At 44.4% G+C, this 13623-nt stretch carries 13 protein-coding genes; 5 read left to right on the top strand and 8 right to left on the bottom strand.

Annotation, left to right across the window (positions count from 1 at the left end; genetic code table 11):
* Positions 1-82: 82 nt before the first annotated feature.
* Positions 83-982 carry a LysR family transcriptional regulator gene (locus MTR11_RS11695; RefSeq protein WP_243327592.1) on the bottom strand — a complete coding sequence of 300 codons (900 nt, stop codon included), beginning with the start codon at positions 980-982 and terminating at the stop codon, positions 83-85.
* A gap of 142 nt (positions 983-1124) precedes the next feature.
* On the opposite strand from MTR11_RS11695, the gene accD reads away from it, so the two are divergent.
* On the top strand, positions 1125-1988 hold the full coding sequence (gene accD / locus MTR11_RS11700; RefSeq protein WP_243327594.1) for an acetyl-CoA carboxylase, carboxyltransferase subunit beta: 864 nt from the start codon (positions 1125-1127) through the stop codon (positions 1986-1988).
* A gap of 31 nt (positions 1989-2019) precedes the next feature.
* Here accD and MTR11_RS11705 read toward each other — a convergent pair whose 3' ends face one another.
* Positions 2020-2997, bottom strand: a complete 978-nt coding sequence (locus MTR11_RS11705; protein ID WP_243327596.1) for a hypothetical protein — start codon at positions 2995-2997, stop codon at positions 2020-2022.
* A 447-nt stretch (positions 2998-3444) separates the two neighbouring features.
* Between MTR11_RS11705 and MTR11_RS11710 the strand changes: the two genes are divergently transcribed.
* Together MTR11_RS11710 and MTR11_RS11715 are read left to right on the top strand one after the other, a co-directional pair.
* The gene (locus MTR11_RS11710) at positions 3445-5862 is read left to right on the top strand and encodes a M9 family metallopeptidase (protein ID WP_243327597.1); all 2418 of its coding nucleotides are present in this window, start codon (positions 3445-3447) and stop codon (positions 5860-5862) included.
* A 285-nt stretch (positions 5863-6147) separates the two neighbouring features.
* The gene (locus MTR11_RS11715; RefSeq protein WP_005375384.1) at positions 6148-6378 is read left to right on the top strand and encodes a PAS factor family protein; all 231 of its coding nucleotides are present in this window, start codon (positions 6148-6150) and stop codon (positions 6376-6378) included.
* 77 nt (positions 6379-6455) lie between these two features.
* Here MTR11_RS11715 and MTR11_RS11720 read toward each other — a convergent pair whose 3' ends face one another.
* Together MTR11_RS11720 and MTR11_RS11725 are read right to left on the bottom strand one after the other, a co-directional pair.
* Complete coding sequence (locus MTR11_RS11720; protein WP_053809605.1) at positions 6456-6833, bottom strand: carboxymuconolactone decarboxylase family protein; 378 nt, start codon at positions 6831-6833, stop codon at positions 6456-6458.
* Positions 6834-6891: 58 nt separating this feature from the next.
* The gene (locus MTR11_RS11725; RefSeq protein WP_005392533.1) at positions 6892-7248 is read right to left on the bottom strand and encodes a MerR family transcriptional regulator; all 357 of its coding nucleotides are present in this window, start codon (positions 7246-7248) and stop codon (positions 6892-6894) included.
* Between the two features lie 518 nt (positions 7249-7766).
* Here MTR11_RS11725 and MTR11_RS11730 point away from each other — a divergent pair.
* A complete protein-coding gene (locus tag MTR11_RS11730; RefSeq protein WP_005392534.1) occupies positions 7767-9116 on the top strand; it encodes an alpha-amylase family protein in 1350 nt (449 codons plus the stop codon).
* A gap of 108 nt (positions 9117-9224) precedes the next feature.
* Here MTR11_RS11730 and MTR11_RS11735 read toward each other — a convergent pair whose 3' ends face one another.
* Positions 9225-9518 carry an ArsR/SmtB family transcription factor gene (locus tag MTR11_RS11735; RefSeq protein ID WP_005375388.1) on the bottom strand — a complete coding sequence of 98 codons (294 nt, stop codon included), beginning with the start codon at positions 9516-9518 and terminating at the stop codon, positions 9225-9227.
* 245 nt (positions 9519-9763) lie between these two features.
* On the opposite strand from MTR11_RS11735, the gene MTR11_RS11740 reads away from it, so the two are divergent.
* Positions 9764-10057, top strand: coding sequence for a hypothetical protein (locus MTR11_RS11740; protein WP_005392536.1), 294 nt, complete (start codon positions 9764-9766; stop codon positions 10055-10057).
* Between the two features lie 99 nt (positions 10058-10156).
* Here MTR11_RS11740 and MTR11_RS11745 read toward each other — a convergent pair whose 3' ends face one another.
* The 3 genes from MTR11_RS11745 to MTR11_RS11755 all read right to left on the bottom strand — a co-directional run bounded on the left by MTR11_RS11745 (position 10157) and on the right by MTR11_RS11755 (position 13322).
* Complete coding sequence (locus MTR11_RS11745; protein WP_046873745.1) at positions 10157-12115, bottom strand: monovalent cation:proton antiporter-2 (CPA2) family protein; 1959 nt, start codon at positions 12113-12115, stop codon at positions 10157-10159.
* Positions 12112-12729, bottom strand: coding sequence for an NAD(P)H-dependent oxidoreductase (locus tag MTR11_RS11750; RefSeq protein WP_005392538.1), 618 nt, complete (start codon positions 12727-12729; stop codon positions 12112-12114). The genes MTR11_RS11745 and MTR11_RS11750 overlap by 4 nt, the downstream gene beginning before the upstream one ends.
* Positions 12730-12896: 167 nt before the next feature.
* Positions 12897-13322: a universal stress protein gene (locus MTR11_RS11755; protein ID WP_243327598.1), complete on the bottom strand. Its 426-nt coding sequence runs from the start codon at positions 13320-13322 to the stop codon at positions 12897-12899.
* Positions 13323-13623: the final 301 nt, after the last annotated feature.

Consider the following 13623-nt stretch of genomic DNA (forward strand, 5'->3'; position numbering starts at 1 on the left):
TTTTTTATTTGAGAAAATCGCATGTTGAATTGCTCTACTATGCCAGTTTTTATAGTTATTGTGATAAATGATTAATGCTTAACTAGGCGTTAAGCTTCGCGTGTTGTTTTAAGTGCTCAACAAACATAGAGATTTTCTTGGCTAAGTGCTTTCTAGAAGAGTAAAACGCATAAAGCACTAAATCTTCAGGTTCGTATTCTAGAGGGATGACTTCAAGCTTGCCGCTCTCGATCTCACCTTTGCATGATTCTATTGGAAGTATTGCGTATCCAAGCCCTGATAACGCGCCAGATTTAGCGAGATGGCCACTGTTTACTTTGAACGAGGATTGTACTGTTTGCGTAATATGACCTCCGTCGGGATTTTTAAATACCCAGGGAGCGCCATTTACTGCAGTAAGTGTCGTGATACTGGGAACATGATTTAAATCCGTAATTTTGTAAGGGCTGGCGTACTTATTAAGCAGTTGAGGCGCAGCCAAAATAGCACTGGGCCAGCGTTTTATTTCCCTTGCTACCCAATTGCTGTCAGACAAAGTCCCTCTATGAAAACTCAAAATGACATCAAAGCTATCAATAATCTCATCTTTAGGGTTTAGCGTTGTATCGCAAGATAAAGAGATTGACGGGTATTGCGTGCAAAAGGTGACAACCGCTTTGGCCAGTACAGGTGTGTCTGGCATAAGAATACGTAGCTCTCCAGTTACGGTGTGCGAGTGGCGAGTCACGGTTTCTAGCGCGTTGTTGAGTTGTTCCAATAATGGACGAGTGCTGCTATAGAGCTCTTCTCCAGCCTCGGTAGGCGTCATTCGCCTTGTTGTTCTATTGAACAACCTAATGTTTAACTTTTCTTCAAGCAGGGCAATATGTCGGCTGACATTCGATGTTGGTATATTCAAACACTCAGCGGCTCGCTTAAAGCTGTTGTTCTCATAAACACAATGAAAACTTTTTAACCAGGTTTGGTCGACGTTATCAAACATTCTATTGTCCCACTTTATTGGATTATCAAGCCAGCATATTGCACTTTATCCTCAGACTGAGTTGCATACAATTTTATTTAAAAGTCAGAGCGGGCAAACGATGCAGATGTCCTGCTACGAGGTGATAAATAATGAGGTACACATGAGTTGGCTAGAAAGGTTATTTGAGAATAAGAATATAATAGGTTCGCGCAAAGCGTCTATTCCTGAGGGCGTTTGGACAAAATGCCCCGAATGTGAACAAATACTTTATTGCGCGGCATTAAAAGAGAATTTGGAAGTATGTCCTAGGTGCTCTCATCACATGAGAATGGCGGCACGTCAAAGGTTGAACACTTTTCTGGATCATGGAACACAGCAAGAGTTGGCAAGTGAGTTGGAACCGCAGGATATTTTGGGTTTTAAAGACTTAAAGCGATATAAAGAGCGAATTGCCATCGCGCAGAAAACGACTGGAGAAAAAGATGCCTTGGTTGTGATGCAGGGGAAGTTACTAGGCTTGCCTGTTGTAGCTTGTGCGTTTGAATTCTCTTTCATGGCTGGCTCGATGGGGGCGGTGGTTGGCGAGAAATTTGTCCGCGCCGTTGAAACTGCGATTAATACAAAATCTGGGCTAGTGTGTTTTTCTGCTTGCGGAGGGGCGCGCATGCAAGAGTCTTTGGTAGCACTAATGCAAATGTCAAAAACCAGCGCCGCGTTAAACCACTTATCTGAGTACAGATTACCCTATATCTCAGTATTGACGGACCAAACTTATGGTGGCGTCTCGGCGAGTTTAGCCATGTTGGGAGACATCAATATTGGTGAGCCTAAAGCAAGCATCGGCTTTGCGGGAAGGCGTGTTATTGAACAAACGGTACGTGAAAAGTTACCAGACGAGTTTCAGAGAAGTGAGTTTTTATTAGCACATGGTGCATTAGATATGATTGTAGACAGACGTGAAATGCGTGATCGCGTTGGCGGCTTATTGGCTAAGTTAACCAACGCGAGGGTGGTTTCAGAATAGGTGGTATTAAAGTTAGACTTAGTACTTGCGTTTATTGAGCCGTAATCATTACAAACCGTTCATTTTGCCCCCATCTTGGTTCCGCATTCATTAGGCTGAGATCCAACGCCGTTTGGTATGGGTCAACAGCAAAATGGTCGCTTACTAAACCCCAGAGCATCCAGTTGATTGCGGTTTCATTCTCGGTAAGCTCTTCGAGTGGCGCTTGGAGGAAAAAGTACTCATCTTCACCATCGTAACCGAGCCGATCATAGATAATGTTGCGTAGCTCTCGATCCAAATCATGTTGGAGGTTGATTGAGTCGTACAGTTGCTCTTCTGTTGGGTCATTCTCATGGTGATAAACATTGCGTTTTGACTCTTTGCGTAAAGTACCTGCGCCAGTTTCAATGCTTACTTTCTTTTGCGAGTGTTGCTCAAGAACTTGAATGATTTCATCCTCTAGTTGATCGAGTTTACTCAGCAAAACTTGATTGTTTATGTCACCAGCGTGGGAGGCCATCGTTTGGAAGGCTTTCACTCTCTCGTAGACTGCTTTCCCGTGAGGAAGGGCTGCAAAACACTGTTCTCGGAGCGCTTCATTGGCTTGCCAAATGCCCGAGTAGAGCTCGTAATCATGTGTATATGGTGGAAGATCTTCAGTATCTTCCCCTAATAATTCTCGCCAGCGCTTTTGCCACTGTTCTTCTTTTGCGTGTTTTACACGCGCGTATTGCTTAACCCAGCGGTTACGAAGTTTTACCCCAAAAATGGCAAGTCCCCATGGAGCGAGCAAATAAAAATAATAGTGAGAAGAGTTATCCCAAAAGTAACCGTAAACGTAAACACCAAAAGCAAGCACCCAAGTTCCAATAGTACAAGCAATAACCCCGGACATTATTGATGATTGGCGCTTTGTTTCTCTTAATGTATTACCTTCAGCACATAACCAAAAAATGCCGCCAAAAACAAAGGCAAACGTTGTCATGAAGTAGGCAAGCCCCGCTCCCAAAAATCCCCAAAGTGACATGTATTATCCCTAGCCAAATATCTGCTTATTCACTCATCAATGATTCGAGGAGTAAATGTGTTTGATTTGGAAGAGAATTTACCATTAATGCCAGCCTTTTGATATGCACTCGATAACTTATTGGGAATGAGTCACAAATAAAAATAGATGGTATCAAGCATCAAAATTTAATTTAGAACCTTTGATTGTCGTGAACTCTATCTGGAAGAGTTAAGGGGGGCGTTTAAGGGCAATTTTCCTCATGAAGTCGTTATTTAGAAAAATGTAAATTAATGTTTTTATTGATAATTATGAGAAATCTTGGGTTGGGATTGATCCCATAAATTTAGAGTAAAAAGCCTATTTTTGGGAGCGATTTCATAAATTTTATGATACTAATTTCACTGTTTGAGCTGTAAAGAATATAAACCCCCACTCAATGTATGTTAATAATCAATGAGTGTTGTTATGTCTCATATCCGTTTTTTCCCGCGCCATCGTTTGGCGCTTGCTTGTATGCTAGCGAGTGTGTCTAGCTTCTCTTTTGCACAAAATCAGTGTGCTGTTGCTGATTTACAACAATCGCGAGATCTGGCTGCTGCCGTTTCTGGTGCTGAGTATGATTGCTACCACGCTTGGTTTTCAGCTCCTTCCGCAACGCTGAACGACATTTACAGCGAAGCGAGCTTAAGCCGTATCCAAGTCGCGTTGGATCAAGAAATTGCCCGCTATCGTGGAGAAGCAGAGCAAGCTCGTGTTCTAGAAAATCTGGGCGAGTTTATTCGTGCTGCATACTACGTTCGTTACAATGCTGGCACAGGTACACCTGAGTTTTCGCAAGCGTTGAGTCAGCGTTTTGCTCAGTCGACGAACCTATTCCTTAACAACCCTCATGCTTTGGATCAAGGCCGTGAACAAGTTGGCGCAATGAAGAGCTTGACTTTGATGGTTGATAACGTGAAACAGTTGCCGCTGACCATGGATAGCATGATGGCCGCGTTGATGCACTTTAACCGTGAAACCGCGCAGGACACGCAATGGGTCGATGGTTTAAACAACCTGTTCCGTTCTATGGCAGGTCATGTAGCAAACGATGAGTTCTACCGCTACATGGCAAACAATACTCACCATATTGATACATTAGCGAGATTCGCATCTGATAACGCTTGGGCATTGGATACGGATGCGAGCTTTATTGTTTTCAATGCATTACGTGAAACTGGTCGTTTGCTTGCGAGCCCAGATCAGGAGACCAAACGCAAAGCCTTGGCTGTGATGCAACAAGTGATGCAGCGTTACCCACTGGGTAGTGAGCATGACAAACTGTGGCTTGCTGCCGTAGAGATGATGAGCTACTACGCACCTGAAGGTTTAAACGGTCTGGACCTAGATCAAGCGAAGCAAGATCTAGCAGCGCGCGTGATGCCAAATCGTTTTGAGTGTCAGGGACCTGCCATCATTCGCTCTGAAGATCTGACCGATGCTCAAGCTGCGAAAGCGTGTGAAGTACTGGCTGCGAAAGAAGCCGACTTCCATCAAGTGGCGAATACGGGCAATCAACCTGTCGCTGATGACTTGAATGACCGTGTTGAGGTAGCGGTGTTTGCTAGTAACGACAGCTACGTTGATTATTCTTCGTTCCTGTTTGGTAATACAACGGACAACGGTGGTCAGTACCTTGAAGGGAATCCATCAAAAGCGGACAATACCGCCCGTTTCGTGGCTTATCGCTATGCGAATGGCGAAGATTTATCGATTTTGAATCTAGAGCATGAGTACACGCACTATTTGGACGCGCGATTTAACCAGTACGGCTCATTCAGTGATAACTTAGCCCACGGTCATATCGTGTGGTGGCTGGAAGGTTTTGCTGAATACATGCATTACAAACAAGGCTACCAAGCGGCGATCGAACTGATTGCAGGCGGTAAACTGAGCCTTTCAACTGTGTTTGATACCACATATTCTCACGATACTAATCGTATCTATCGTTGGGGTTACTTGGCCGTTCGATTCATGCTAGAAAATCATCCGCGAGACGTAGAAAGCTTGTTGGCGTTGTCGCGCACTGGTCAGTTTGAACAGTGGGCGCAACAGGTGACGACATTAGGTCAACAATATGACGCAGAGTTTGAGCGCTGGTTGGATACGTTAGAAGTGGAGCCAGAGCAACCAGGTACTGACCCAGAAGAGCCAACAGAACCTGAAGCACAAGTGACTGAATTGACGGCGAACCAAAGCCTTCAACTCAGTGGCGAAGCGTATAGCGAAAAACTGTTCTACGTTGACGTACCAGCCAACACCGTTCGCTTTAATGTATCTATTGAAGGTGCGGGGGATGCGGATCTTTACATGAGCTACAACAAAGTTGCGCATTACTACGACTTTGAAATGAGCCAGTATGGCGATGGCAGCAATGAAGAGATTGTATTTGAGCCAGAGCAGGATGGTTACGTGAAAGCAGGTCGTTACTACATCAGTTTAACTGGCCGTGATAACTATGACTCAGTGAATCTTGTGGCTGCTTTAGACGTTGAAGCGCAAACACCGCCAACACAAGTGCAAGACGATTTGGCACCGGTGGTATTAGAGTCTGGTGAAGCAAAAATGCTGACCGTTCACAAGCAGCGTTATGCGGCAGTGTATGTACCTGAAGGTGTTGAAGAGGTTCGTGTATGGCTAACGGCTCACTCTCAAACAGGTAATGTCGACCTATACGCGAGTAGGGAGCATTGGCCTACAGTTGAGCAACACGAGTACGTGTCCAACTATGCAGGCAGCAACGAATACCTTGCGATTCCTGTTACTGAAGCGGGCTATGTGCACTTCTCTCTTCAAGCACCAGAACAAGGTGATGACGTTGAAATGTTAGTGCACTTCAACTAAAACATGCTCGATTAGCTGAAATCGAGATAAAAAACGTCGCTCATAGAGCGGCGTTTTTGTTTGTATCGGATGCCATTGTGATCAAACAGCGGCGAATGCCAGTTAATCGGCTGATTTATCGAGTTATCCTTTGCTCTTTTTCTAAACGGCTTTAGGTTTGTATTACAATTTACCGCGCACATAAACTTTTTTAGCGACGCGTTCTGTGACCTAGCTTCTGATTTGTGCTTTCCAAACGGATACAATATATATGCACCCCGTGCAATAAAGTGAAAAGGGAAAGACATGAAAACGCTTATTTATGAAACGTTGATTAGCCTTGCTAACCAAGAACCAGAACAACACGCAAGAATCCGACAAAATCTATATGAACAGTTGGATCTGCCGTTCGATAAGCAGCTGGCTTTGTATTCTTGTGCCCTTGGTCCTGCAAGTTCAGGCAAGTTGGAGAGTAGTCAAGGCATTAACAACGCGGTAGATTGCGCGGTTAAACTGCTTGAAACCCCTGAGCGCTAATTCACTCGTTGTTTAAATCACGGCCCGATCCCCAAGGGCCGTTTTTAATTGCCTTTAAATTGATTTCAACGTCGTGATTACTCTGCTCTTTCCGCCAGCACTTCTTTGAAGGCAAACATGCCGTTTAATGCCGCTGGAAACCCTGCGTAGACGGACATCTGTAAGATGACTTCTTTAATTTCAGCCTCGCTGCAGCCTACATTCAGTGCTGCATTGAGATGTACTTTCAGTTGTGGCGAACAATTCCCCATTGCCGTTAGCGCGGCGACGGTTGCGATTTCTCTCGATTTTAGGTCTAAGCCTGGGCGAGCATAAATATCGCCAAACGGGTACTCAATGGTGTACTGAGCTAAATCTGGGCAAATATCTTGTAAGCTTTCGATAACATTGTGACCAGCGTCGCCATCAATGTGAGAGAGTAGTTCTAATCCTTTGTTAAAGCGTGATTGTTCCATCGATATGTTCCTAGTGAATAAATGCAAACATACCTTAATCGTTAGAGTTAACTCTAAGTCAACGAACTTTTCCGCTTTTATACAAGGCAATTTTTTCTTCTAGAGCCGTTAAGTGCTTTTGCTGCTGTTCAATGTGGAGCTTGAGGTTTTCTTGGTGTTGCTCTAGCAAGGCTTGGCGTTGTCGTACAGATTCTGAGCCGACTTCCCTTAATTTTGCATATTCCAGAATCTCTTCAAGCGGCATTGCAGTTTCTTTTAATCGCTTTACGAAGCTAATCCAGCTTAGATCTTTCGCACTATACACTCGATGCCCACTCGCGTTTCTATGGACATGTTTAAGTAAGCCAATTTTTTCATAGTATCGAAGTGTATGAGCAGACAAGCCGACGAGGCTAGAAAACTCTTTGATATTCATGATTACCCTCCAAGGTAATTCATACCAATAGGCATAAGCTAAGTTCCGCATTTTGAAGTCATTTCGGGATAGATACAAACGGTAATCTTCCATGTTTTAAGGTTGGATACGCAGAAGGGGGCTGTTTTGAATACGCGCCAAACGTGATCCACCTGCCAGTTTCACTTTATTAAAAATTAGTTACTCAATAGAGTGGTTTGGCTGTTTTTAGTCTTTGGCCTCCTTTAGGGCGTACCCGGGCATTTTCTTTCATATATTTTGAATGCAATTTTTTGCAATACAAAACAATGACTTAATTTATTTTATGTGCGGTGTGCTTGAATGCCATCTACTCGTTTACGTCCAGAACCGTTTCTACTTGTGCAATGGAGGAGTCACTACGCCTTCATTTTCAGCCTTGAGTTAGGGCGAAAAGGGTGAGGGCGTCTGATGAATAGCTCTTATAATTTCGACTATTGAATTCACTCACAAAAAAATGCAAACAAGTAATCGTGAGTGAAAACGAGTAGGAGAACAACATGAGTGGCTCACAGGAAATACAATCATTCGGTGCGAATGTTATCTTACATGCATTTGATTGGAAGTATGCTGACATTGCCCAACGAGCAAAAGAAATCCACGAGCTAGGTTACGGCTCCGTGCTGGTTTCGCCACCAATGAAAAGCGCCCACGATGATCGCTGGTGGCAGCGCTATCAACCTCAAGATTACCGTGTCATCGACAATGCGTTGGGTGATACCAAAGACTTTATCCGTATGGTTCGTGAACTGGAGCAAGTTGGCGTGTGGGTTTACGCTGACGTGGTGTTTAACCATATGGCAAATGAGGCCCACCTTCGCCGAGACCTCCAATACCCAAGAAAAGATGTCTTGGAGGAATACCAACAAAACAAACAGAAATATCAGTCGCTAACGTTATTTGGCGACTTATCTCAACCGCTTTTTGATGAAGAGGACTTTGTTGAAGCGTTCGGTATTAAAGACTGGAAAGATAAATGGCAGGTACAAAATGGACGCATCACAGGTGGACCAACCGATCCTGGCTTGCCAACCCTCCGTGTTTGTGACCATGTCGTTGAGCAGCAACGCGCTTACCTAAAAGCACTGAAAGCCATTGGTGTGAAAGGTTTTCGTATTGATGCCGCGAAACACATGACGTTAGAGCATCTTAAACGTGTTTGGACAGACGACATCACGCGCGATGTGCATATATTTGGCGAAATTATTACCGATGGCGGTGCGACGGAAGAAGAGTATCAGTTGTTTCTTGAGCCGTATTTACAGGAAACTCGCTTAGGCGCTTACGATTTCCCGTTGTTCTCGACCATTTTTAAGGCGTTTGCTAAAAAGGGCAGTTTCAAGTCGTTGATTGACCCATACTGTTTCGGTCAGGCCCTTTCGCCTGGTCGCGCCATTACATTTGTTGTCACGCATGACATTCCTAACAATGACGTTTTTCTTGATCTGATCATGGATGAGGAAAACGAATGGTTAGCTTATGCCTACATTCTAGGCCGCGATGGTGGTGTGCCATTGGTTTATACCGACTTAAACACTAGCGGTATTACAGATAAAAATGGCAAACCAAGATGGCAAGGCGCATGGAACGATCCGCGAATGGCGAAAATGATCCAGTTCCATAATATGACGCATGGCGAGTCGATGAGTGTTCTTGAAGGTAACGATGATATGCTGGTATTTAAGCGAGGGAGCAAAGGCATTGTCGTGCTTAATAAATCGCAGCGTCAGCAGTCTTTGGCATTGAAAATGGATGGCGACTGGGTGGATTTGATGACGGATCAGGACGTTCCATCTGACGGTAAGTTAATTGTGCCACCTAAAGCCTCAATGTTGCTCGTCGAAAACTAAAAAATAAAACACCGAGCTTAGCGAGCTCGGTGTTTATGTTTATCGGCGGTCATTCAAGAACGGGTAAAGTCTAATGTAAAACCGAAGTCTTTCGCGTCTGCTATGAGGTTATGAGCACTCATTAACGCAACATTCAGCCTTTAAAAAACCGATCACATCATCTAAACATTGGTACTCTGCAACGCAAAAAAGGGTTCGCCCCTCACGACGTTGGGTGAGAAGCCCGGCTGAGGCTAGACTAGAAATATGATGAGAGAGAGTTGAAGCAGGAATGCCAAGCTTTTCTTGTACGCCGCCTACCGCGATACCTTTGTATCCCGCTTTGACAACTTCTTTGTAAATACTTAAACGAGTAGGATGACCTAACTCTTTTAGTGCTTTAGCGACGGCTTCAAGCTCCATACTGACCTCTAAAGAATGACTACAGTAAATTTGTTTCGATAATAGGGAAAGTCTCGGTAAATGCCAACTCTTGTGATCTAGGAACGATTTAAATCAGATGAGATTCATACCGGCTCATACCAGCACAACAATAATTGTCTACTCCAATGAGACAGATCAATCTTCATTATTATTTCACCCCACGTTCAAACTCCCTCGTCTACACTCATGGGTGAGTTGTCAGTTGGCAGACCAAGGAGGCGGCCATGATTGCGGTTCATAGAGATTATTGTTTGTCTAACAGTTCGGATTTACATGCTCACGTTAAAGTTAACCCTGTCGGTAAATTAGAAGTTGAGATTGTAGAACTTCAAGAGCGCCATACCACAGAGTTTGATGATTTGTCTTTTGAGAGTCGTGGGTGTGAAACTCGAATCTGTGGTAAAGAAGACACAACTCCGTGGCAGTTCAATCTTGCAGTTACTGATGCGTTAGAGCTTTCTCATTTAGTGGAAGAAGCAAACGAAGAGTATGAGATTTTAATGAATGATCTTATGTAATCTCGTGAGAAGATCATTTTATCCTGCACGGCATGTGACTCGGTACTGAAAAAGAAAAACCTCCCAAACGGGAGGTTTTTAATATTGAGCAAGTTACCGTCAGAGCGGCTCTTCTCTCGGCGGTGTTAGTTCTTGAACGTTATCTTCATTGAAGTCATCGGCGTAACCTTTCGGCGGTGGAGTCCATCCACGTTCTGAGCGCGAGAGTTTGTCATGGCGATCTTTTTGCATCTCTTCCGCCATTTTTTCCTCTAACTGAATAAACAGTTGTCGGAAATTGTTGTCATAACGTTCGCCTTCAGAATCATCTTCCCAAGCTTTGTAGAGTAGCTCGGACTTGCGTGCTTCAACACGCTTGTATGTCGCTTTTTGCTGCTCAACAAAGAAGGGATGAATACCAAGTGCTTTCATCGTGTGACCGCCCATCTCCAATGCGGAATGGTAGGTTTCCGATTCAATAATATCAGCCCCAGCTTGACGCAAAAGATAGCCGTGACCACGGTCAAAGGCGCGTGCGATCACCGTTACTTTGGGGTACGTGTGTTTGACGTACTTCACCAGTTCCACACTCGATTCTTGGTTATCAATTGCGACGACCAACGCAGCCGCATGCTCGATGCCCGCAGTGTGCAGCATATCTGGTCGAGTCGCATCGCCAAAATAAGCGCGAGTGCCAATCTGGCGCATGTTATCGACTTGGTTGGCTTGGTGATCGAGCACCACTGTTGTTACACCATTAGAAACAAGCAAGCGGTTAACAATCTGACCAAAGCGGCCGATACCAGCGATGATTACTGTGCCTTTTTCTTCAATCGTATCGCTTTCTCTTTCGTTTGATTGAGTTTCAAAACGCGGCAGTATTAATTTGTCAAATAGAATGAACAAGCCTGGCGTTAAGAACATTGAGATAGCAACAACCAGCGCAAGAGTTTGCGAGAGTTCAAACGGAATGACGTGGTTTTGCACAGAGAAGCTTAGCAACACAAAACCAAATTCACCCGCTTGAGCCAAGCTTAAGGTAAACAGCCAGCGGTTGCTGCCTTTCACTCTAAATATCAGCGCGAGAATAAATAGCACCAAGGCTTTCAATACCATCACGCCAATGGTCAGTGCCATGATCAACCAGAAGTCACCAAATAGAACTGAGAAATTGATCCCAGCTCCGACGGTGATGAAGAACAGACCCAGCAACAACCCTTTAAATGGTTCGATATTGGACTCTAACTCGTGGCGAAATTCGCTGTTCGCCAATACAACGCCAGCCAAGAAAGTTCCTAATGCAGGAGATAAGCCAACCAAACTCATCAGTGCTGCGATGCCGATCACCAGCATCAATGCGGTGGCGGTAAAAATCTCACGCAGCCCAGAGCTAGCAACATAGCTCAGCAGAGGTCGACTTAAAAAGTGACCACCAACGACAACAATCGCTATCGATGCTGTGATGACTATTCCGTACGCCCAGCCTGGTAAATCGGCCACGAGGTTTAAATCGTCATGATGCTGCGCGGCCGTTTGAACGGCATTTTGTGCTTGTTCGACTAACTCCGGCAGGGCCAGCAATGGAATAAAGGCCAACATCGGGATAACAGCGATATCTTGGAAAAGCAAAACAGAGAACGCGTTTTGTCCGCCTTCTGTCTTCGTTAACCCTTTTTCGCTAAAAGTTTGCAAAACAATCGCGGTAGAAGAAAGGGCGAAAATCAAACCGATGGCTAAGGCAATAGTCCAAGGCTGCTCAAAGTACAGGGCAATACCCATAATCGCCGCGATGGTACCGCCAACTTGAAGACCGCCTAAGCCCATTAAACGATTTCGCATTGACCAGAGCATTTTAGGCTCTAGCTCTAACCCCACTAGGAATAGCATCATCACCACGCCAAATTCGGCAAAGTGCTGAATTGTCGTTGTTTCCTCACCGACTAAGCCGATAATTGGACCAATTACCACACCAGCGATGAGGTAACCTAAAACGGAACCGAGCCCTAAACGCTTGGCAAGTGGTACCGCAATCACAGCGGCAATCAAATACACGAAGGCTTGTAAGAATATCCCTGTCATGAAGCCTCCTTGATGAGCTTCGGAAGTGCGCTGTTGAGTTTGATTAATGACGCAGCTGCTTCAACATCCAGTCTATCTTCGACTAATGCTGTTAGCAGGCTTTTGTACCGTTCGACATGACGAGGAATTCGGCCTTCTTCTTCGGCTGTACGTGCGCCGAACAAAGCAAGAGGCGCAATGTAGTGCATACCCGTGAGCGCTGACATTTGCTCGATAGGAGCGAGCAGTTCCCGAATCGTAAAATGGTTGTAGCCTTCGGCTTTATAGGCTTCTTCCTTGCCGCCGGCCGAAAGCACGCACAGCATGGTTTTACCTTGTAGTTCGGTTCCTTCAGTGCCGTAAGCAAAGCCATACTCCAAAACCAGATCTTGCCACTCTTTTAAAATTGCTGGGGTTGAATACCAATATAGTGGGAATTGAAAAACCACTACATCATGCTCACGCAAGCGTTGTTGTTCACGGTCGATATTGATATCGAAACGAGGGTATTCACCATAGAGATCAACACATGTCACGCCTTCAATTTTTTGAGCTTCTTTGAAAAGTGGAGTATTCACTTCTGAACGATGCTGGGAAGGATGAGCAAAGAGAATTAATACTTTTTTATTCGCCATAAGGATCCTTGCTATCTAAATAACCATGCCCGGTAGGAGCGCAGGTTGGTTAGAAAATGTAACTCATAAATGGCCGTCAAGCTAGCTTGGAAAAGTGCTTAAGCTGTTTCAATATCAATAAAAAACCACCAAATAAGTTGGTGGTTTTGGCAAGCGTCAAATTCTAATTAATCATGAATAGGAACGACTAAAATATCGACTGGTGACTTGTTGATAAGATGTCTTGAGTAGGAAATGATTTTGCTCCAGAAATCTTGATGATGTCCACAAATCAACAAGTCCACTTCTTGCTCTTTGATGGTCATTTCGAGCTTATCGGCTAAATCACCAGTACCCACGAAGAAGTGTTTGAGTGGATAATCCATGTACTCACTGAATGTTCTCAAACATTCCATAGAGTGCTCATTCAGCGGCCTTTGGTCTGGGTTCTCTTTAATGTCTACGAGCTCACGATAAATTTCCCCGTGAGTTCCATCAATATGGATGAATGAAATATCGGAGTCGAGATAGTTAGCCATCGCTACGGCTCTGTCGATCAGAACAGTGCTCTCATCGGACAGTTCGAGTGCAACAAGGATATGTTTGTATTTCATTACCACGCCCTTATGTGGATTAGCTTTACTGTAAGCATAGTATGGCTTGGGCAAAATTTGTGTAGATAAGATCTCGAAATCGTTCAAAGTTTTGATAAATAATGCTGCTTGCTTTTTAGTCAGAAAACCCGCTAAACTTCGCAAATCATTTCTCTAGGAGATTACGCCAACATGAAGAACTAAACCTGTCATCCATATTTTTTACTTATTTTTTGGATCTGCAGGGTTAGTAGGCGTAGCTCACTTTCCGATATTTCTTTGCAACAAGACAAATTTTTGATTTGACGTTTATCGTCGAGCT

The sequence above is a fragment of the Vibrio sp. CCB-PB317 genome (genome assembly GCF_022808245.1).
Lineage (GTDB): Bacteria > Pseudomonadota > Gammaproteobacteria > Enterobacterales > Vibrionaceae > Vibrio > Vibrio diabolicus.

Coding starts and splice junctions, on each gene's coding strand:
- MTR11_RS11695 (WP_243327592.1), bottom strand. CDS start 982: ATGTTTGATAACGTCGACCAAACCTGGTTAAAAAGTTTTCATTGTGTT.
- accD (WP_243327594.1), top strand. CDS start 1,125: ATGAGTTGGCTAGAAAGGTTATTTGAGAATAAGAATATAATAGGTTCG.
- MTR11_RS11705 (WP_243327596.1), bottom strand. CDS start 2,997: ATGTCACTTTGGGGATTTTTGGGAGCGGGGCTTGCCTACTTCATGACA.
- MTR11_RS11710 (WP_243327597.1), top strand. CDS start 3,445: ATGTCTCATATCCGTTTTTTCCCGCGCCATCGTTTGGCGCTTGCTTGT.
- MTR11_RS11715 (WP_005375384.1), top strand. CDS start 6,148: ATGAAAACGCTTATTTATGAAACGTTGATTAGCCTTGCTAACCAAGAA.
- MTR11_RS11720 (WP_053809605.1), bottom strand. CDS start 6,833: ATGGAACAATCACGCTTTAACAAAGGATTAGAACTACTCTCTCACATT.
- MTR11_RS11725 (WP_005392533.1), bottom strand. CDS start 7,248: ATGAATATCAAAGAGTTTTCTAGCCTCGTCGGCTTGTCTGCTCATACA.
- MTR11_RS11730 (WP_005392534.1), top strand. CDS start 7,767: ATGAGTGGCTCACAGGAAATACAATCATTCGGTGCGAATGTTATCTTA.
- MTR11_RS11735 (WP_005375388.1), bottom strand. CDS start 9,518: ATGGAGCTTGAAGCCGTCGCTAAAGCACTAAAAGAGTTAGGTCATCCT.
- MTR11_RS11740 (WP_005392536.1), top strand. CDS start 9,764: ATGATTGCGGTTCATAGAGATTATTGTTTGTCTAACAGTTCGGATTTA.
- MTR11_RS11745 (WP_046873745.1), bottom strand. CDS start 12,115: ATGACAGGGATATTCTTACAAGCCTTCGTGTATTTGATTGCCGCTGTG.
- MTR11_RS11750 (WP_005392538.1), bottom strand. CDS start 12,729: ATGGCGAATAAAAAAGTATTAATTCTCTTTGCTCATCCTTCCCAGCAT.
- MTR11_RS11755 (WP_243327598.1), bottom strand. CDS start 13,322: ATGAAATACAAACATATCCTTGTTGCACTCGAACTGTCCGATGAGAGC.